Raw genomic sequence first — 20,794 nt, forward strand, 5'->3', positions numbered from 1 at the left:
GCGATTTCTATGCAAAGTCTGGTTCAGAAATTATGTGAAATTGGTTTTACGGAATTGGAAAGCAAATGCCTTGTAGTCCTCGCCGAAAACAATCGTCTTACCGGGTATGAGGCAGCGAAAAAATTAGGGGCATCACGTTCCAATGTGTACAGCTCTCTGCAGGGATTGCTGGACAAGGGAATGCTGCTTATCTCGAAAGGGGAACCCGCCTATTATCAGGCCATCCCCTTGGAGGAAATTCAGCAAAAAATTCAGCAGAAAATGAGTGATTCTTTTTCGTTTCTTGAAAAGCATTTTCCTGTCTACCTTCGAACGCTGGATGACTTCTTTACAATCGAAGGAGAAAAACAGACGGTTGAACGTGTAACATATGAATTACAAAATGCAAAAGAAGAAGTGATTGCGGATATGTGGACGGAGGAAGCGGATTTGTTTGGCTCCCTCCTTGTAGAGAGCGAAGAACGCGGAATCAGGGTGCTTGTTTCTACAGTAGGGGCGGTGGAATTACCGTTATCCACCGTATTGATGGATGAGCGTGAGGAATCGTGGCAGGACAATGGGTGGCGCAAATTTTCCTTTGTGGTTGATAGGAAGGTGGCCATTATTGGGGTCCGTGGGGACCGATTCGCTACGAAAACTCTTGTAACAGAACATCCGGCGTTAGTTAAACTTCTCCTCAATAATTTTTTCCACGACGTTGTGATCCATGAAATTATGAATGATATGAAGGAAGAGATGGAGCAGAGGTATGGCCGGAATTTTGAGGAGATTTACCGCAAGTATACGGGGGAAGGCTGGAAATAACATGAAAAAGAAAAAGCAAACATGGGATTTTCAAAGGAAGCATTTTGTTTTTCCCTCTATACTTCTTGTCATCTTTTTATCCATTGCTGTTACGCTATGGCTAACGAAAAATAACCTATTTTATCTCTTTAACTTTTCGTATATCGGTCTTTCGGTTGCGGTCGGTACGTTCCTAGGTGCAGCCCTCCCTAAACGGGAAAAACAGAAGGGGAGACTGGTCACACAGTTTCTCGTTGGAGTGTATATGTTTGTCTTTCTGGGCATCTACGGAAAGGAAAATATGCAGATCGAAGGTTTTTTCACTTATTTATTCATGGGGATTTTCATTGGCTCGACCATTCATTATTTGGTGGCGAAAATCGGTGGTACCGTTATTTTTGGCCGGGGATGGTGCGGGTATGCCTGCTGGACCATGACGCTGCTTGATTTGCTTCCGTGGAAAAAGCCGAAGGAAGGGCGGGTACGCTATTTGGGAGCCTTCCGTTATGTTCATTTCTTTGGCTCACTCGCCCTTGTCCTTTATTTTATGTATGTTCTTCACGATGCCCCGCAGCTGGAATCGGCCAGGGAGATGTATTGGTTTTTAATTGGAAACCTTGTCTATTATGGGGCCGGGTTTGTCCTTGCTTTTGTTTTGAAAGACAATCGCGCGGTTTGTAAGTATGTATGCCCTATTCCTGTTGTCCAGAAGATTGGCTCCCGCTTTTCCATCATGAAAATAAACATTAAACGGGATAAATGCATAGAATGCTTTGCCTGCGAAAGGGAATGCCCGATGGATATCAAGCTGCTGTCTTACATGTATGAAGGCAAGCGGGTGCTGTCCACAGAATGTATCTCCTGTACGGCATGCATCCATGCGTGTCCGACAGATGCGATTGCGTATACGGTTGGCTTTGATGGCGGATTGAAGGAATATCTTCGCTATCAAGGCGAACCGGTTGCGACGAAGAAGAGCCGGAAGCCAAAAGCGCTAGGCGCATAAACAAGCCCACTGCTATTTTCCTCTTTGAGAATAGCAGCGGGCCCGTTTTATAGAAGAGAGAGGTTACTTTTTCTGTGCAAGCGGAATGTCCATCATGACAGACTGGCGTGAGGCCCCTTCCGCTTCGTCCACTTCTGTTTTTAATTTTATCGTTTGCTTCGAATCTAACTTCGGGAATTCTGTTGTAAACAAATACTTATCCTTCGCCATGCGCACGGGCTTCTTCTCAGAGCCGTACATTTTTCCGGTCCCATCTTCCAGCATAAAATAATGGGTCTGGAACACCGGATTGCCTTTCACCTCATACTTCATAATGGTTTTATCAGGCAAGAACTCAATGCCATGGACCGTGATTGAATTGCCGCCCCCGAGTGGAATGGTGACAGGGAATTTGCCCTTGGCATCAAAGGAATATCTTTTCAGGCTCGGATCGTCTCCTGCTTTTAACTGACCGGGAATTCCCGCTTCAAGGGTAATGCTTTTCGGAATATCTTTCATCGCCTCGAACAGGAGCGTATCCGTTACTGTTACCATACCGTTTCCTTCATCCTTTGGGGCACCGCCCGAGCTTGGCCCCCCGGAAATGACGGTTCCCGATTCGTCATATCCGATATAGAAGAAGTCCTGCATCTTTTCTTTCGGAACCGTCCGGTTAACAATGACCTGGGTCGTTGCCGGTGAGAAGGTCACCCTTTCCACCGTATACGTCATGCCGTTCCATTTTTTCGTTACCATTGGCTGGAAGGTTGTGCTGGCTTTTTCTACTTTCCTGGTAGAAATGGGGATCGAAAACTTCCAGCTTCCTTTCACTCCATGGATGGCTTCTACAGCTAATTGCAGCGTGAAGTTCTCCCGGAATCTCTTTTCTATATCAAAGTTAAAGTCAATTTTTCCTGAGTACTCTCCATCTTTCCCTGCTTTTTCGGTCACATCACCGATCCACTGGACATTGTCCGTTTCCGGTACACTTAAGCTCCATTGTAAAGGCATTGATTGGTTTTCTACTTTGTTTAGCGGCTGGTTGTTTTCCGTTTTTAGTTTATAGCCGAGCGCAAGCCGGGAGCCGTCATAAAAGACATCGGTAATCCTCATTTCGATTCCTTTATCGGTGGCGGTTTTTTGCGGCTGAGAGATGAGGCCCTGCTTACTCATATCCTGTAGAATCGGATCGCCTACCTTTTCAAATACAGAACCGATAAGAGGAACCTCTCTTAGAACCTGCGCCATGGCGGGTGAGATAAAGCCGGATCCGAATATACAGAGGGCGGTAACGGCTGCGGCTCCCGCTATATAAGGCAGCTTTCTTCTCTGCTTCTTTTTATGCAGTGAAACCGGGGCCGCAGCAGGGGAGTGTTGTGGCAGCTTTTCCAGTATTTCATCAAGGCCGCTACTGAAAAAGGAGGGAACTTCAGTCTTGTTTTCCGCTCCAAATCGGCGTAGCATTTCATCTACCTTCTTATCATTCATGGCACAATCTCCCTTCCTTTTTGTCGGCAGCAATCGATGCCGCTAGCTTTGAACGTGCGCGAATGAGACGGGATTTTACCGTCCCTTCCGGTATTTCAAGAAGCAGGGCAATTTCTTTGACCGGTAAGTCTTCAAAGTAATGAAGGGTGATAACGACGCGCAGATCTTCTTCCAACGCCTGAATCGCATCCTGCAGCTCGACGTCGCGCTCGAACCGTTCGCTTACCTGCTGTTCAATCAATTCTCCCATCGGAACGACCCGCTTCTTGTGCTGGATAAGACGCTGGCACTCATTAATTAAAATTCGTATCAACCATGTTTTAAAATAGCGTGCTTCACGTAAGTTTTGGAGCGAAGTGTAAGCTTTTATGATAGCTTCCTGTGATGCATCCAGGCATTCCGCGTCGGACTTTAATATGGAGCGGGCCACATTGTAGAGCGTGCTTTCGCACTTTTTGACAAGCCGTACGAACGCTTCTCTGTCACCTTGCTGCGCTTGCGCGACATTTGCCTCGTAGAAATCGATGTCCACTGTCCGTACCTCCTTTTCTTTTCTATGTATTAGACTATAGAGAGGCCGGTTTGGATCACGAAAGAGAAAAAATTTTCAGTGCTTGATTTATGGGGAGCGCGAACAGGGATAGAGGATAAAATTAGATGTAGACAGCAGGGACAAAAAGTTTTATAATCCATTTGGATTTAAGTATTTTAAAGGATAGAGGGAAGCATGAATAAGCTCGGAGGAATTTTACAGCTTTTTGGGTATATGGGTATTTTTTATTTCGCGTTTCTTGTTGTTTGCTTTGGGATATCAAAAATCGGCAGTTAATTTAATATAATAGAGAAAAAACAACCATTCTCGTTAGGCGAGGCTCCAGTTCAAACACAGGCTACTGCCCGGAAACGTCGAAAGACGCCAATGGGTAGAACAGGTATTGCCGGATTAAGGCTCTACTTAAGGTAGCTGAGTATTTTTTACTCTACGTTGTTCTGTGCCAAAGCTCAACCAGGGGGAGTGGGAAATCATGCGATACGCTATTTTATCGTATATTTTTCCTTTTGCGCTTTTTACTTGTGATAAAAAGCCTCTCCCGGTGACAATAATACCTTTGGAGAGGCTTTTTTACGTATAAGGGGGGAAACAATGTGATCAAAACCTATTTCTACAATCATTCAGAACAAAAAATGCATCATGATATGGATTTGAATTCACTCCATGACTTTCTTCTTTCAAATGAAGATTTGTTGTGGATTGATTTGTTCAATATTAGCAATGAGGAACTTCAGTATATCGCGCAGCTTTTCAACTTTCACCCCCTGGCGATTGAAGACTGCCTCCACCACAGTCCGCGAGCCAAGGTGGATGCTTATGAAGATTATCATTTCTTTGTTTTCCACGCATTGCGTTACCATGAAGAAAGCGACAATGAGATTACGACGATTGAGCTTAATGTTTTTGTAGGTCGTAATTATGTAGTAACGATCCATAAACAGCCGATGACGTCGATTGGAAAAGTCGCGGCGGCCTGTATACAAAATAAAAATTATATGAACCAGGGCGCGGATTATTTGCTGTATTCGATTATCGATGGAATTACGGATGAATACTTCCCTATTCTGGATCGGATTAGTATACGGATTGATGAAATTGAAGATGAAATGTATGAGCATAGCATGGAGCTTGTTACGGAAGAATTCCTGGCCTTAAAAAGAACGCTCATTTTAATCCGGAGGGTCATTCTCCCGCAGAAGAGGGTGTTCGCAAATGTAGGCGGTCGCTGGCTTTTTGATATCCGTGAGGAAAATATGCCGTTCTATATTGACCTGCAGGATCACCTGGAGCGGATCGCTGACTCTACGGAAACCTTTAAGGAACTTGTAAACAGTGCGCTTGATACGTATTATTCGATTGTCAGCGCCAAAACGACGGAAAACTTAAATATCCTTACGATTATCTCTACCATTATGCTTCCGCTAACGTTTATTACCGGGTTTTTTGGCATGAATGTGCCGCTGCCTTTTCAACATTCTCCGTATACCACGCTGGCAATTTTTATTTTTTTAGTTGTGCTGTCATGGTGGATGGGTTGGTATTTGAGAAGGCGGTTTATAAAATAGGGCCAAATTTCATAAAAAAAATGCAGCCTGCCGTGTAATGCAGAAGACTGCGTTCCCTGTGATTTTTTTCGGCGCCCCGGCTCATTTGTTATGCCATCGATATCGTTTTAATATGCTGTGTATTCCAATACAGCTTTTGTTCGTACGGCATAACTAACTCAATAATCGTATCGTCCACCTTGCTAAGCAGGCCCGCTTTATTTGCGGTTTCCCCCAGATCAAGCATAACCATTCTTCCTTCCATTTTTTTTATCTGTTCTTTAAATGTTCGGGCGAACGTTATGGCGGACTCATCGGCAGGAAACCGATCGGTATGAAGTGAATAAGGAATTCGGTTGTCCGGATAAGGGATTAGCCATTTTAAGTGGTATAGAGAAATAAACACCATTCTGTGAATAGGGGAATAAAATACGAAGTAGTCGGACAGTACATTTCTTACATACCCGTGGAACGAATGGTTTCCCGCCACGTAAATTTCAGAGAAAATTCCTTTTGCATTGTAGAGTGTATTTCGATAAGAAATCCTGTCTGCAGGCATTTCGAGTCCGCTTTTTTCAGGAACTTCAATATCCAGACTGTTGTCCATAGTTTGGTATAGCTGGAAATGGTGGATATGGGTAAGGGGAATGTAAAGAAATTTCTCACCGTTATATATAACCAGAATGTCTTTTCCAAAATCGGTTAAAATCCCGATGTGTTGTATCTTTCCTGAAAGTTCTAGTTCAATGTTTTTTCCGAGGAGACATGTTAAATTATCCAAATTAGGCCTCCCTTCAATAAAATAGCCATTCCATCTAAATTGCTGACGCCAATCTGTGCACTGGATGCAATAGCAGCCAGTGCACCTGTGAACAAATAAAGGAATTGGCGGGAAAAAGAATCGCGAATAAGGTCATAAGCTGTGGAGAGCGTTAGAAGCGGCGTCTTTGGTAAGGCGCTGCGAGATCGTCGAGGGGAACGCTTAGTGTATCACTTAAGAAGTGAAGAGTCTGAGATAGCCTTCGCGGAAGGTTGGCAGTACTTTCACTTTGTTCTCTGCTGCTTCTGCTGTTCAAGAGATTGCTCCGGCTGCTGGCCCGGATGTAGTCCCGGCTTCTCTTCTCTCGACTTTTTTCATTCGCGGATTGTTGGTCATTTGATTCCGTTGAAGATTCCGCCTGGTTTTCCTGATTACCTGCTGCGGCTGATGCATCCTCAGTGTTCTCTTGCTGCGCCTGCTGAGCCTGTGCTACAATTTGGCCGATATTTCTCATATGGAAAACAGGAATTCGATATACTTCCTGGTTTACAACGAGTGTAAGCTCCCTGTCTGTACTTTCTACAAGAACGCCTTCAATGCTCTCAGGGCCGCCTCGGTTAATCCGCACCCAGGAATACTGGAGTCCCTGCAGCAGTCCCGCATAATTCTCGGCCTTTGGATATACAGGGGCTTCCTGGACTGCTGCCACAGCTTCCGGCTGCCCTGAGGCTGCTGCTTCTTGCACGACTATACTTACGTTTCTGATATGGTGAGTAAGGTAAAACAGAACCCCCTCTTGCTCTGTTTGAAGGATAATATAATCGGATTGCACAGACAGCAGGCGGCCGATTCTTGATTCAGGTCCTCCTCGATCGATGCGGATATCCTCATTTTCCATAGCTATAAGCAAATCCTGAAAGTTTAATGCATCAATGTGGGCGGCTGCTACCGGAGCATCCGGTGCGGCTGCGGCCTCTGGAGTATTTTCGTTATTTTTGCTTGTTTTCTGGACATAGGCGGCATGAAACTCATCCTTCGTATGACCAATTACACTTTTAATGTGATTGGTGTGGTAGTACAAGATTCCGTCTTCAGCACTCTGTAAGACGAGGTGATCCGGTTTGACCGCTAGCAGAAGCCCGGTCCTGGATTCAGATCCTCCTTTATTAATTTTTATTGTTTTACCGAGCAGCGATTGAAAGTCAGGCGTCCTCATTTGGGTTTGCATAGCATTTGTCCCCTTCCATTTGTCGATAATGAGATTTATACTCCATTCTTACGCCGCTTAGTAGCCAAGCGTTCTACATACTTGCCCCATTTATGCGGGTAAGCGAATAATTCCGCGATTTCACCAGAAGCGGTAAAAAAAGAGCTCCAAATACATATTGAAGAAGCTGCTGCCAGCTATGAAGCCAAAGGAGTGACGCCCCAACACGCACTTACCCGGGCCGTTGAAGATCTCGGGAATCCAGAGGAAATTGCCAGTGGCTACAGAGAAGCCAGGCCATTGTTTGTCGGAAAGCTAACCTTCATTCTGTTCATACTCAACAGTCTCTTTTTCCTCGCCGGAATTGCATTTCTCTATTTGCAGGACCGTTTGAAGCCGGAGATAAAAGAGGTCACCTGGCGCATGTTCGCTGAGAAAAAAGTGATCCTCCTTTTTCTTTATGCTCTCTCCTGCTGTTTATGGGGATTTATCTTGGACGCCAGTACGGTTTTAAGGTGAAAAAGAGAATCAATGGTGATTGAAACATTGTTTATCAGCAGTGTGATTGGGATTTTACTCGTGTTCCTTTTTCGAAAACACATTCCTCACTTTCACCGTTCTCAAGGAAAATGGGCAGGTGGGGACGGTATAATTTTCACGAATGCCTGGGTGTGTGGTGCGGCCGTATTTTTATATAATGTCGCTCTTTTTGGACTGGTCGCATTGTTATTTTTCGGTAATATACTCCTTGCTTCAAAAACGCATCTTTCTATTCCTATTTTCATCTATGCTCCTTTTGCCGTTGCAGCAAGCATTTTGGGCTGGATGTGGTTCGGAAAAAACTGGAGCGGATCGTTTAAGGAACGAATGCAAATTGCCGCCACAGGCAGCGGATTCTACTGGCTTCTGGCAGCGTTCGCCGTTTATCGGCTGCTGACATTAGAGCCTCAATTTCCAGGGGATGACACGTTCATGGCAGCTGTTGGACTCTTTATGCTGCTTGTCATTACCGGGGGGGCGGCCGTACTATGCATGGCCACCATCTTCTGGACAGGGAGAAAAAACGCATGATAAACAAATCGTGGAATGTCATTCGCAATGCGGGCTTATCACCTGGCCCTTCGTAATTTTGGCCGTATCGGTTACAATCCTGAGTAGTGGGTCGCATAAAATATTGTCCACCACCAAAGGACAAATGGATTGTTAGTATAAAACATAAATTTTGCGTATAAAGATGAATTGCTCTATCATAGTCTTTTGCGAGAATGGTAATATGTCCTATTTTGTTGATTGTTTAATGGGCTGCCCTTCTGAATTCAAACGTTTAAGCAGTTTTGTTCTGACAAATATAAATACTATAAACATAACAAAAAAATAGATTGTAGAAAAAGTATGATATGATACATGCAGGTATTGTTGATAAAGACAACTGTATTTTGGGGGTGGACATCATAGCGATTACAGAAAAGCAGTTAAAGAAAGATATCGGGCTGACGATGGCAATGTCTATCGTTATCGGGACGGTCATTGGTTCAGGTATTTTTATGAAGCCCGGAAAAGTAATTGAATCTGCCGGCGGCTCAACAATGGCGCTGTGGGCATGGGTGCTCGGCGGAATTATCACGCTTGCCGGAGGGTTAACGATTGCTGAAATAAGTACACAAATTCCGAAGACCGGCGGATTGTATGTTTACTTAGAAGAAGTATACGGGAAATTCTGGGGCTATCTGAGCGGCTGGGTCCAAACGGTAATTTACGGTCCTGCGCTCATTGCAGCCTTAGGTCTTTATTTTGGATCACTGCTGGCCCATTTATTGGGGATTGAAGACAGTTGGAAGACAGTGCTGGGAATCGGGACGGTTCTCTTTCTGGCTATTGTTAATAGCTTAGGGGCAAAATACGGCGGGATTGTTCAGACGGCCGCTACGATCGGAAAGCTAATCCCCATAATGCTGATTGCGGTGTTCGGCATACTAAGAGGAAACAGTCAGATTCTTGATATGTCCAGCGGTGTAACGACAGCGTCCATCAGTATGGGTGCAGCCATTCTTGCTACACTGTGGGCATATGACGGCTGGATGATGGTCGGCTTTGTCGCTGGAGAAATGAAGAATCCGGCCAAAGTGCTGCCGCGCGCGATTATTGGCGGGCTGGCCATCGTAACTGCCGCCTATTTGCTTGTCAATCTTGCAATGCTCCATGTTCTGCCTGCAAATAAGATTGTTTCACTCGGCGAAAACTCCGCAGGAACGGCTGCCTCTCTCCTCTTCGGAGATATAGGCGGAAAGTTAATCAGCGTTGGAATTCTTGTTTCGATTTTTGGCTGCTTAAACGGAAAAATTCTCACCTTTCCGCGTGTGCCGTATGCGATGGCAGAGCGTAATCAGCTTCCGGCGGCAGGCACTTTATCGCGTATTCATCCGAAATTCGGGACGCCTGTCCCTGCTATTATCCTGCAGGTTGTTCTGGCCACCATCATGATGATTGTCAGTAACCCGGATCGTCTGTCTGACATTGCCATTTTCTCGGTCTATATTTTTTACATTCAAGCTTTTCTTGCCGTTTTCATTTTGCGCAAACGAAATGCCGGCCAGGTTCGTGCCTATAGTGTTCCGCTGTACCCGATTATTCCGTTTATCGCCATCATAGGTTCAGGGTACATCGTTGTCAGCACCATCCTCAACAAACCGGTCGATTCCTTGTTTGCGATTGGTCTGACTATCCTTGGATTGCCATTGTACTGGCTGCTGCAGCGGAAAGAAAATAAAGTAGCGGCGGCCAATTCTGCCCGGATACAATAAAATATACAATTTTGGGGGCGCGCAGGCGTCCCTCTTTTTTTCATTTTCTTTTGCGAAAATAAGTTGAAAACGTTTTATAACTTGATTTTGCATACAGGAAAAGGGTATTTTAATATATAGTATTGATAAGGGTTATAGGATGAAGGGGGATTTGTTTCAATGGAGAATTTACCGCCAAAAACATGTACGATCGATCGCATGGTTACGCAGCCGGACGATGTTCAACTGGTTTTACAGGGAAAGAAAACAGCGACAAGACGGAACGGGAGGTATGCGGATCCGGGTGAAGTGATGGAGCTGGAGGGAAAGAAATATAAGGTGTCTAGAGTGTATCAGCAGTCTCTTGGTGAATTGAATGATGAGGAGATTCAAAGAGAGGGATACGGAAGTGTGGAGGAGTATAAAAATTACATTCTTTCTATGCATCCGGGCATGCCCTGGCTTCCGCATATGAAGGTATGGGTTCATGAATTCCAAGAAATGAATGAGTAAAGAAGAAGCTCGTCTCTTAGCAGAGGCGAGCTTTCGTTATTATTGTACCTGGCCTGTAGTTAAATCAATGGTGATATTTTTATCCTTTGGATAGGAATCAGTAATGAGTGACTGAATAAACTTGCCAAGCTTTTGCTGTACAGGGTTAGTTGATTTTAAAAGATTCGTGGCCACACCTGTAGCAACAGGATCAGCGGCTTCATCTCCCTCATAATGGCTGGCCATGGCGTTAACAATAACATTTCCGAGCGTGACCTTTTCGGCAACAGGTGTATTGAATGTCTGTAATGCTTGTTGGTAAGCTTGAGCTTGCGGCATACCCAGCTTCATGAACTCTCCGGCAAGCATCTTTGGCACGAGCCCATTAAGTCCTTGAACAAGGAAATCTTTAGCATACTGTGGGAAAGGTTTTCCATTTGTGTTGTAATCGATAGACTGTACGGTTTGCGTGTTGATAACTAATTTTTTCTCCGGGGTGAATTCCAGAATACGATACGGAATTGGATAAGTTACGAGCGAACCGGTTTCAATATCAAAAATAAAGTTTCCTTTATCTGTTTCCTTCTTGGCAATATCTTGGGCATGGAAATGTCCGGTCAGTACTGCCTTCATGCCTAAGTCTGCCAGTTCCTTGGAAACATTTCTCCAGTCATCAATCACATATTCCGGGAATATTGCCTCCTCCACATCAAAGTGCTGAACAATACCGTGGTGTGTCATTCCAAGTACGGTTTTTCCCTGCTGGCGGGCTTTCTCAAGCTGCTCCTTAATCCAGGCAAAGCGCTGCTCGGAGTATGCGCCGCCAGTTTTAGGGGTATGGTCTGCAATGTTTGTGTCATACAAAGCAGAATCCATTGAAATGATCCACAGTCCGGGTGTAGGTTCAACGACATAACTCAATGAATGAGGATCCCGGGCAATTGCTTCCCCGTAACCAAACTGGTTATAAATTTCCGCGAATTTGGACGGCGACACATATTCAACAGGGGTTGCATTTGGCCCGTCAAACCTCTTCGCATCCGGATTGTTAATATCGTGGTTTCCTGCCATAACATATACTTTTATCCCGGCATTTTCCAACTCTGTCATATAGGCAGCGAAGCGATTATGGCTAACGAGTTCGCCATCCTTTGTCAGGTCACCGGAAACAAGAACGATTTGCACACCACTGCTTTTCAGGGAAGCAACCGCAGACTTGAGAATGGCATCACTTTCTCCCAGCAGTTTACGGTCATTGCTTAAATATTCCTCATATGCTTCTCCGCTTGTACCTAAAGATAAATCCATTAGATGCGTATCAGATAATACAGCGATTTTTGCAGAGCGAAGCTGTCCACCTGCTCCATTTTTAATATCGACAGGGTCGGCAAGACTGTTTCCTATGTTCGTAATATCACCATATCGATCAACAACAAACACCTTAACAGTCAAATTCGAACCGGTTACATTGAAGTGGACTGTAAAGTTCTCCTCTTTTTCAATGTCTTTCTCCGTTGCAGCAATACTCAGCGGCGTTATTCCATTCATGAGTTCAAAAACGACAACTTCTTCGCCTGCATGATTTTTTCCCTGAATCGGGGAAATTTTAACCGTTGCTTTGACCCCAGTGCTCGTATCCATCGTCGGGTTTAAAATTTGAAATGATTTTTCCGGCAATGATTGTCCTTCCGCAGACACCATGGGGGTAGAAACCAGAATCATACTGAGTGCTAATAAAGGAACTGACACTCGCTTTAACCCCTTGTTGATAATTCGTCTCATTGTTGGCCACCTTTCACTACTTTTATATGTATTTTTAAACAGTTTCAGATAGTTTGAATCTACAGTATAAATATAAATATGAGTGACAGCATTTATTTTAATTTGGTAAAAATAATGTAATTTTTTCTATTTAAATAGTGGTTTTTACCTACATTAAGTTTGGTTTAATTATTCGTCCTGTGGACAGTGGGAAACAAGTCAATAACCTTCACTGTTAAACTTGTGTTAAATACTTGTTGGGAAATTTATCATGTGCTTTATATTGCAAAAATATTTATTTGCTAACCTATTAAATATGCATATTCTACCAACTTGTTTGTTAGATTGGATTATTTGCAATTTTATAAGGAGGAGAATCTGTGGGGAAGAATAGAGTAGTGAAACGCTGGTTCGCTGTTGCTCTTGCCTCTTTAGTTCTTGGTAATGCGGGATTTTTGGATTTATTGCATACAAATATCGTAAAAGCGGAAACTATCATACCTGAGAATGTAACCCTGGGGAAAGTAACGGATCAATGGACAACAAACATTGCATCCGGTGTAATGGAGACCAAAGCAGAATTACAGAGCCAGAGGGGAAGACAACAGCTATTTGAAATGGAAATACAACCCGGCAGTTCTTTTGCTCATATTGAAGCGGGGTCAACCCATGGAAAAGTAGCGGGAATGGAACAGGTAAGCGATCAGGCAAAAGATGTCAGCCGGCCGGGCCATGTTGTCGTAGGAGGAATAAACGGAGACTTCTATGATATGACGAACGGCATTCCAATTGACTTCATGATGCATGAAGGAAAAGTGCTGCAAAGCCCAAGCGGTTATGGCGCGGTAGGATTTAAGCCGGATGGACATGCTGTGATAGGAAACCCCGGTTTTACAGGTGCGGTTGAGGTCAACGGACAGAAAAGGCCTATTACCGCAGTGAATCGCGGGCGGGGAGCAGATGAGTTAATTCTTTATACTCCGGAATATGTTGCGGATACGGGAACGAATGATTTCGGTACGGAAGTTATTTTACATACGTCTCAGACCACAAGTACAGGCAGTATGGCAGGATCCCCTGCTGGAGAAAATACCGGTACCACGAGCGGTGACACGGTTGTAACAACGGGAGATACAATCCCTCCTGTGGTTGGCAATCAGGAAAATTCTAATGGAACAATTTCGGCTACAGTAATCGAAAAGCGCCAGGATCAGGGAAAGGCCCCACTTCAAGAGGGTATGCTTGTTCTATCGGGGCACGGCATAGCCAAAGACTTTTTAAACACGATTAAGCCAGGGGACGAAATTAAAATTTCTACAAAGCTGGAGGCTCCCTGGGATCAGGTGAAGGAGGCTGTTGGTGGACACGTTATGTTGACCAACGGCAGCATTAACGTCAATTTAAGTGACCCTGTTAATACAGGTGTTCATCCACGGACAGCAGTTGGGGTAAAAGCTGACGGAACTCCTTTCTTTGTCGTTATCGATGGACGCCAGCCTGGCTATAGCGAAGGGGTTACCGTACCTGAGCTCGCCCAGTTAATGAAAGATATGGGTGCGGTAGATGCGATTAACCTTGATGGCGGCGGGTCTACAACTTTTGTTGCACGCCAGCCCGGGGACGCAAGTGTTACTGTTCAGAATTCTCCTTCTGATGGCAGCGAAAGATCGGTTGCTAATTCACTTTTAGTAGTAAGTTCGGCTCCGGAAGGTTCGTTAAGTAAAATTGCAATCCGTCCGGCTCACGCAAGAATTCTCACGGGAAGCCACATGAACCTTTTAACGAAGGGAATGGATGAAAACTACAACCCTGTAGCCATTCAAGATCCAATTGCATGGTCAACCGAAGGCGGGATTGGTAAGGTAGATTCGGTAGGGATTTTCACTGCAGGCAATGCTGCTGCGAAAGGAAGCATCAAAGCCGCCTCTAGTTCTGGAACAGGGAGTGCTCCTGTTGAAATGGTAGATAAACTTACGAGTATTTCGATATTCCCATCGCCTCTAACGGTGAATCCTGGACAGACGGTAACGGTTAATGCTACTGGTTTTGCAAACGGGCTGCCTGTAACCGCTGATTCTAATGCTTTTAAATGGGAAGTCATCGGTGACATCGGAAGTATTGATGGGAACGGAAAATTTACTGCGAAGAATGAAACAGGAACGGGAAGCATCCGGGTTAGTTTCGGAAATATTGAATCAACTGTGAAAGTAGATGTAGGTAAACCGCCTATTATTCTGGAAGACTTTGAGAATGGAATTGGCCAGTGGACGAAATCCGGTGCTGCATTCAATTCGATAGATATTAGTGATTCTGTCGCTCCGGACCCTGTTCGTTTCGGTAATCATGCTCTAAAGCTTTCTTATGACTTCACTGGGAAAACAGGAACATCTGGTGCGTATGCCCTCCCGAAAACAAAAATCACGCTTGATGGCTACCCGCAAAAAATCGGAATGTGGGTTTATGGTGACGGGAAAAGACACTGGCTCCGTGCACAATTAAGAGACGGCAATAACGGCACCATTGCTATTGATTTGACAGGTTCAGTTCCCGGGGTTGATTGGATTGGCTGGAAATATGTCGAAGCCACAATTCCTGCAGCAAAACCAACACCATTAAAATTAGATCTTGCTGTCCGCGTTATGGAAACGAGCAATAACAATAAAAACAGCGGTGCCATTTATGTTGATAACATTCGGGCTGTTTACGGGGAGACAAATGAGGATTTAGCAGGGCCCTCTTTTACTAACCTTACACCGGTTTCAGGTGGAGTGATTCACAATAACATGCCAAATATGCTGGCGACAATCCAGGATGATAAATCAGGAGTGGACGGTGCTTCCATTAAAGTCACACTGGATGGAAATCCAGTCGTTTTCGCCTATGACCCGGATACGGCAAATATTACATTTAAACCTTCTGCGGTTTTGGCAGACGGACAGCATACGGTAGAAATTAACGCCGCAGACAAGGCGGGGAATCCGGCCGTTCCTTCGGCAAAATGGAGTTTTACAGTAGACACAGGTCCGGATACAAAGGCGCCGTCCATTGAAATTATCAGTCCGATGAACGGAATTACGACCCGTACGGATGAACCGCGAATCGCCGTAAAAATTACAGATGATTATACGGGTGTCGACTTTATCAAGGCGAAAATGCAAGTAGATGGCACAGAAGTGGCCTACCAGCTAGATGCAGCAAGTAATATGCTTTACTACATGCCGGAAACAAAATGGGTGCCAGGTTCTGAGCATCAAGTAAAAGTGGTTGCAGTAGACAAGAGCGGAAATCCGGCGGAACAAACCTGGTCTTTCACTATTGGAAACCCGTTAGGCCAGCCAAAGGATCCGAATCATTTCCAAATGAGCGTCATCGGAGATGGCGGTTACTATACAGCAGGACAGCTGGGCACAGCTGCTGATGTACTCCTTCGGGAGCAAATTAACCGGATAAACAAGGAATCATCCGAATTAGTCGGCTATACAGGTGACATTGTGGAAAACGATACGCCGGCCAATTATCAGGAAGCGATAAACAGTCTGAACGCGTTTAAAGCACCTTACGTTGTAACAATTGGAAACCATGAGGTATCCGGTACCGGTTCGCGGCTTGATTACGAACGCGCTTTTGGTGAGCAGACATATGCCTACCAGTATGGCAACACCAAAATCATCGGTCTGGACTCGGCATCCGGCAGAATTACGCCGTCCGATGCTTCCCAATGGCCGTGGCTTAAAGAAACGCTCGAAAAAACAGCGCAAAATAACATTATTATCTTTATGCATATTCCGCCGGATGAAGTGAGCGCAGACGGCGTTGATTTTAAAACCGGCCACGGGTTTCTAAATGCGGCGGAAGCACAGCGATTCTATAATCTTTTAGGATCATATAAAAGCGGTCATCCGGAAAAAAACATAATTGTCTTGAGCGGGGACCTGCATGCGTACGAATATAAGAAAGTCCAGGGTGTTGATTATGTCATCACCGGCGGCGGCGGAAAGTATACCCATGTAACACCGGAACAGGGCGGATTCTACCATTATCTGAACCTTAAGGTAGACGGTGACAAAATGACATGGGATGCTATTCCTTTGCTCGACACCATCACATTTACGAATGCCCCCTCTACTATTAAGATAAATGAACAGGTTAAGCTGAATGCTTCCGGTACATTTATTACGAGCAGCAATATACCAATTACGATGCCCATTACAGCTCCATTTAAACAGGAATGGATTTCAAGTAATCCATCCGTAGCAACGGTGGATGGAACTGGAACAGTAACAGGGAAGGCAGCCGGAGATGTAACCATTACCGTAAAGTCCGGATGGAGAGAAGCACAATTGCAATTGAATATTGCAGGAGAAGTACCGGCTCCGGGCACCAAACCTTTTTCTATCACGAATGGTTTACTCAATACTGAGCGTGATATGAAAGCAACTGTTACGATTACGCCTTCGGCTGCTAGGCATGAAGGAACAGAAGTAGTGGTCTTTCAGTTAATGAAAGGAACGGTGCCGGCAGGATTGATTGCCCACGAAATGGATATCCAACAGGCGAAGCAGGTTTCTGCGCTCTTTAATGTTAAGGGTGAGGGCTACACTGTGAGAGTATATGTAGTGGACAAGTACGGCAATGACCTGGATAACATTGGAATAAGTCTTGCTGAACCGGCAGTTTTAAAGTGAATCACAGAAGAGCAACCTGGATTTTTATGGGTTGCTCTCTTTTTAACTGATATTTTTCTATAGTCTTAAAATAAAAAAATACTAGATTAATAGAAAGTATACATAAATTTAAGAAAAGAAGCGATTTCTTTATAGAGGATTAATGAACCTGTAATATAGTAATTCTGTACTTACATAACAAGAGAGTAAAATGAATTTTTATAACAAGTAAAGGGAGGTCTCATCATGAAGAAAAAAGGATTCAAGAAAAAACTTGCCGCTGCTTTAAGCATGGCTTTATTAATTCCTTCAATGTCACCTGTATTAGCTGTGGAAAGCCCGGCAATTACAGTGAAATCGGTTGAGTTTGTTGGGATGGCAGCACCAACAAACGCTCAGGACATGGCAAGTGCTTATACGACGGCACAAGCAAAAGTAACATATAGTGATAGTACAACAAAATTATTTCCGCTTTCCTATAAAAAGCTGTTTAAATCAACTGACAGCATTAATGGAACACCTGCTGGGCTTGCGGTTGATGTAAATAGAAAGCCGATTATGGATAACAGTACGCCAGGAAACCCGGTTCCTTTCGTTTCCGATGCACCGGACTCCAACAGCTTACTTAAAGTCGATGGTGCACAGCCGACAGGACAAGGAGGAAATCCTCTTTCTCTTATCACACATTACGAATATATTACAAGCGATAATTCCGGTAAATCCGCATATGGCCTTGTTCCTGCTTCCATGAGCTTAAGCACGATTAATCAGGACAAGAAGACCGGAGATTTATCCGTAACCGGTTTGAAAAAAGTCGATTATGCCGGTGTAGGCGGGCTCTGGATTCCTTGTAACGGTTCGCTCTCACCTTGGAATACTCACCTTAGCAGTGAAGAATACGAGCCGGATGCACGCGCTTTTGAAGCCGATCCATCACAAACGTATGTCTCCAGCTTTACCAAGAACTACTTCCAGGATGCCAGCAAGAAAGGGAATCCTTATGCCTACGGCTATATTCCGGAAGTAACCGTGAAGGCGGACAATACAACAAGTGTAGTGAAACATTACAGTATGGGCCGCTTCTCCCATGAGTTGTCTAAAGTCATGCCTGATAATAAAACCGTCCTTTTCGGTGATGATGGCGGCAATACAATGCTGTTTATGTACGTAGCGGACAAAGAGAGAGACTTGTCAGCCGGTACACTGTATGCGGGTAAGTGGGTTCAAACGAGCACTGAAAATGGCGGTTCTGCTAATTTAAAGTGGATTAAACTTGGCCATGCTTCAGATAGTGAACTGAAATCATATATTGATAAGGACATAAAGTTCAGTGACATCTTCGAAACAACAGCAGATTCCATAAACATCACGACAACTTCGGACACGTTAGGTTTCAAAAATATTAAAACGTATCCTTCCGGTAAAAAGGAATGGCTGAAAGTGAAGCCGGGTATGGAGACGGCGGCAGCATTCCTTGAATCCCGCCGTTATGGAGCTCTTCTTGGCGCAACTTCTGAATTCAATAAAATGGAAGGTGTCACGCTCAACGCGAAAGATAATAAAGTATACATCGCCATGTCCTATATGGAAAAAGGAATGGAAAAGGATACAAAAGGAGAAGCACAGGACGATATCCAGCTTCCAAAAATCGTTTCCGGTGTAACTTACGAATTATCACTGCAGCCAGGACATAAGGACAAAGATGGTAACTCTATTGACAGTAACTATGTTCCGGCTACAATGAGCGGACTTGTTGTAGGGGAAGATTTAGCGACTCCGGATGCAGTAGGGAACACGGCTGCCGTAGATAAGGTTGCCAATCCGGATAACCTCTCTTTCTCTGAAGAAACAAGAACGCTCTTTATCGGAGAAGACAGCGGAATGCATACGAACAACTTTGTGTGGGCGTATAACGTAGATACCAAGAAATTATCCCGCATTCTTTCTGTTCCGGCAGGGGCTGAAGCAACCGGACTGCAGGCGGTTGATAATTTGAACGGCTTTAGCTACATCATGAGCAACCTGCAGCATCCGGGTGATGAATTGGCAGGTAGACCAGCAGTTCCTGATGCTCTCAAGGCAGAAATCGGAAAATATATTGACGAAACGTATGACAATAAAAAAGCGGGAATGGTAGGATACATCAGCGGTCTTCCTTCTTTAACCATGCCGAAAGAAGACACGAAAGCAGAAAAAGAGTTTACAATAAGCAACGCTAAATTAGAAACGCAAAGCGGCATTAAAGCGACGGTAACCGTGACACCTTCTGCAACAAAACCGCATGCTGGAACCGAAGCAGTCGTATTCCAATTGATGAAGGGAACAACACCTGTCAGTATCGTTGCGACGGAGTCTGATATCGACAAAGCGCAAAATGTAACAGCACACTTTAATGTACCCGGTCAAGGGTATAGTGTTAGAACGTATGTTGTTGATAAATACGGCAGCGATATAAGCGATATTGGAACAAGCCTGGCTAATCCGCAAGAATTAAAGTAAGTTTACTATATTCGTGTAATCGACCCGGAGCAAAGTAAGCAGGCTTCCGGGCTGATTACCTCAATAAAGTGGGGGTAAAAAAAGTGAAAGCAAAATTCTTTCGTACTGCAGCAATGGTTGCGTTGTTATCCGCATCTTTACCTTTTAATGTACTAGCTGCTAATGCTAACATCACAGTAAATGATGTAGCAGGTGCAAAACCTGGCGAAAACGTAAATATTCAGGGAACGAGCAGTTTACCTGATGTTGTTGTGAAAGTAGTAAAACCGGACAATACCGTATTATATTTTGATGTTGTAAAGCCTTCTCCAGACGGTAAATACTCTACTATGTTTACGATGCCTACAGAAGCTAGCAATGCACCAATAGGTGAATATACAATTGTTGCCGGGAGCGGTTCAGATGTAGCAACGGATAAATTTACAGTATCGAACGCTGGCAATGGAAGCAATGATAGAAGCAGTAATGATAGAGGTGGCGGTGGTGGAACTCCTGCTCCTTCTACAACGCCAACAGTTCCCGTACCGAAGCCAACACCAGTGCCAACACCAACACCCGCTCCAACGCCAACAGTTCCCGCCAATCCTAGCCCTGAGCCTGCACCTTCTTTCCGTGACCTGGGTCCGGTAGTATCCTGGGCAAAAGAAGCGATTGAACACCTGGCACAAAAAGGAATCGTGCATGGTGTCGATGCATCAGGAAGCTTTGCACCTCTCAAGCAGGTTACGCGAGCAGAATTTATTGCGATGCTCGTTAACGCAATGGGAATGATGGACGAGAAAGCCTCCGCTTCTTTTAAGGATGTAAAGAAAGGCGAATGGTATTACCAGGCTGTCGCATCTGCAACAGCAAACAAGCTTGTGTCCGGTATAGGAAAGAATCAATTTGCGCCGAAAAAACCGATTACCCGTGAAGAAATGGCCGCTATGATGGCAAATGCCCTGAAGGTAACAAAGGGTAAAAAAGTAGCGGATGTTAATGGGAAGCTTGCCAAGTTCAAGGACAAAAACAATGTAGCTCCTTATGCAAAAGAAGCAGTTGCTTTGTTATTGCAGGAAGACATTGTTCATGGGACAACAGCAGCAACCTTCTCTCCGAAAAATAAAGCAAGCCGTGCAGAAGCTGCGGTTGTTATTAAAAACGTGCTAGATATGAAATAATTCTATACCAAAAAGAGCCTGCTCATATTTGAGTGAAGGCTCTTTTTGGTATCAGAAACGATGTATTTGACTAAATTAATTTAAGACAAATGGCTTGTTTTAATGGAAAAATGAGTAT

At 44.5% G+C, this 20,794-nt stretch carries 15 protein-coding genes and 1 riboswitch; of the genes, 10 read left to right on the top strand and 5 right to left on the bottom strand.

Annotated features, from left to right (window positions below; genetic code table 11):
• Window positions 1–9 precede the first annotated feature (9 nt).
• Window positions 10–804: a TrmB family transcriptional regulator gene (locus MBEAL2_RS00130; RefSeq protein WP_047150324.1), complete on the top strand. Its 795-nt coding sequence runs from the start codon at window positions 10–12 to the stop codon at window positions 802–804.
• A 1-nt stretch (window position 805) separates the two neighbouring features.
• Window positions 806–1,789 (top strand): 4Fe-4S binding protein, encoded by a 984-nt coding sequence (locus tag MBEAL2_RS00135; RefSeq protein ID WP_047150325.1) that lies wholly within the window; start codon window positions 806–808, stop codon window positions 1,787–1,789.
• 63 nt (window positions 1,790–1,852) lie between these two features.
• Here MBEAL2_RS00135 and MBEAL2_RS00140 read toward each other — a convergent pair whose 3' ends face one another.
• Together MBEAL2_RS00140 and MBEAL2_RS00145 are read right to left on the bottom strand one after the other, a co-directional pair.
• Window positions 1,853–3,256, bottom strand: coding sequence for a DUF4179 domain-containing protein (locus MBEAL2_RS00140; RefSeq protein WP_047150326.1), 1,404 nt, complete (start codon window positions 3,254–3,256; stop codon window positions 1,853–1,855).
• Complete coding sequence (locus MBEAL2_RS00145) at window positions 3,249–3,788, bottom strand: sigma-70 family RNA polymerase sigma factor (protein ID WP_082129668.1); 540 nt, start codon at window positions 3,786–3,788, stop codon at window positions 3,249–3,251. The genes MBEAL2_RS00140 and MBEAL2_RS00145 overlap by 8 nt, the downstream gene beginning before the upstream one ends.
• A 319-nt stretch (window positions 3,789–4,107) precedes the next feature.
• A riboswitch (M-box (ykoK) riboswitch) is annotated at window positions 4,108–4,277 on the top strand.
• 125 nt (window positions 4,278–4,402) lie between these two features.
• Between MBEAL2_RS00145 and MBEAL2_RS00150 the strand changes: the two genes are divergently transcribed.
• Complete coding sequence (locus MBEAL2_RS00150) at window positions 4,403–5,374, top strand: magnesium transporter CorA family protein (RefSeq protein ID WP_047150327.1); 972 nt, start codon at window positions 4,403–4,405, stop codon at window positions 5,372–5,374.
• Between the two features lie 88 nt (window positions 5,375–5,462).
• Here the strand turns inward: MBEAL2_RS00150 and MBEAL2_RS00155 are convergent, their stop codons facing one another.
• Together MBEAL2_RS00155 and MBEAL2_RS00160 are read right to left on the bottom strand one after the other, a co-directional pair.
• Window positions 5,463–6,134 (bottom strand): YwrJ family protein, encoded by a 672-nt coding sequence (locus MBEAL2_RS00155; protein WP_047150328.1) that lies wholly within the window; start codon window positions 6,132–6,134, stop codon window positions 5,463–5,465.
• Between the two features lie 151 nt (window positions 6,135–6,285).
• The gene (locus MBEAL2_RS00160; RefSeq protein ID WP_047150329.1) at window positions 6,286–7,341 is read right to left on the bottom strand and encodes a DUF2642 domain-containing protein; all 1,056 of its coding nucleotides are present in this window, start codon (window positions 7,339–7,341) and stop codon (window positions 6,286–6,288) included.
• Window positions 7,342–7,458: 117 nt separating this feature from the next.
• Here MBEAL2_RS00160 and MBEAL2_RS00165 point away from each other — a divergent pair, with 117 nt between their 5' ends.
• The 4 genes from MBEAL2_RS00165 (at window position 7,459) to MBEAL2_RS00180 (ending at window position 10,613) form a co-directional block, all read left to right on the top strand.
• Window positions 7,459–7,839 carry a permease prefix domain 1-containing protein gene (locus MBEAL2_RS00165; protein ID WP_269082431.1) on the top strand — a complete coding sequence of 127 codons (381 nt, stop codon included), beginning with the start codon at window positions 7,459–7,461 and terminating at the stop codon, window positions 7,837–7,839.
• 12 nt (window positions 7,840–7,851) lie between these two features.
• A complete protein-coding gene (locus MBEAL2_RS00170; RefSeq protein ID WP_052947323.1) occupies window positions 7,852–8,391 on the top strand; it encodes a hypothetical protein in 540 nt (179 codons plus the stop codon).
• Window positions 8,392–8,771: 380 nt separating this feature from the next.
• Window positions 8,772–10,121 (top strand): APC family permease, encoded by a 1,350-nt coding sequence (locus tag MBEAL2_RS00175; RefSeq protein ID WP_439644810.1) that lies wholly within the window; start codon window positions 8,772–8,774, stop codon window positions 10,119–10,121.
• A 159-nt stretch (window positions 10,122–10,280) separates the two neighbouring features.
• Entirely contained in the window at window positions 10,281–10,613 is a 333-nt protein-coding gene (locus tag MBEAL2_RS00180; RefSeq protein WP_047150331.1) for an ASCH domain-containing protein, read from the top strand.
• 39 nt (window positions 10,614–10,652) lie between these two features.
• On the opposite strand, the gene MBEAL2_RS28705 is transcribed toward MBEAL2_RS00180, so the two are convergent.
• On the bottom strand, window positions 10,653–12,374 hold the full coding sequence (locus MBEAL2_RS28705; RefSeq protein ID WP_052947324.1) for a metallophosphoesterase family protein: 1,722 nt from the start codon (window positions 12,372–12,374) through the stop codon (window positions 10,653–10,655).
• A 359-nt stretch (window positions 12,375–12,733) separates the two neighbouring features.
• Between MBEAL2_RS28705 and MBEAL2_RS28710 the strand changes: the two genes are divergently transcribed.
• The 3 genes from MBEAL2_RS28710 (at window position 12,734) to MBEAL2_RS28715 (ending at window position 20,676) form a co-directional block, all read left to right on the top strand.
• Window positions 12,734–17,038 carry a phosphodiester glycosidase family protein gene (locus tag MBEAL2_RS28710; protein ID WP_052947325.1) on the top strand — a complete coding sequence of 1,435 codons (4,305 nt, stop codon included), beginning with the start codon at window positions 12,734–12,736 and terminating at the stop codon, window positions 17,036–17,038.
• Between the two features lie 225 nt (window positions 17,039–17,263).
• The gene (locus MBEAL2_RS00195) at window positions 17,264–19,516 is read left to right on the top strand and encodes a PhoX family protein (RefSeq protein WP_082129670.1); all 2,253 of its coding nucleotides are present in this window, start codon (window positions 17,264–17,266) and stop codon (window positions 19,514–19,516) included.
• 83 nt (window positions 19,517–19,599) lie between these two features.
• Window positions 19,600–20,676 carry an S-layer homology domain-containing protein gene (locus MBEAL2_RS28715; protein ID WP_052947326.1) on the top strand — a complete coding sequence of 359 codons (1,077 nt, stop codon included), beginning with the start codon at window positions 19,600–19,602 and terminating at the stop codon, window positions 20,674–20,676.
• Window positions 20,677–20,794: the final 118 nt, after the last annotated feature.

The sequence above is a fragment of the Aneurinibacillus tyrosinisolvens genome, from assembly GCF_001015055.1.
Classification (GTDB): Bacteria; Bacillota; Bacilli; order Aneurinibacillales; family Aneurinibacillaceae; genus Aneurinibacillus_A; species Aneurinibacillus_A tyrosinisolvens.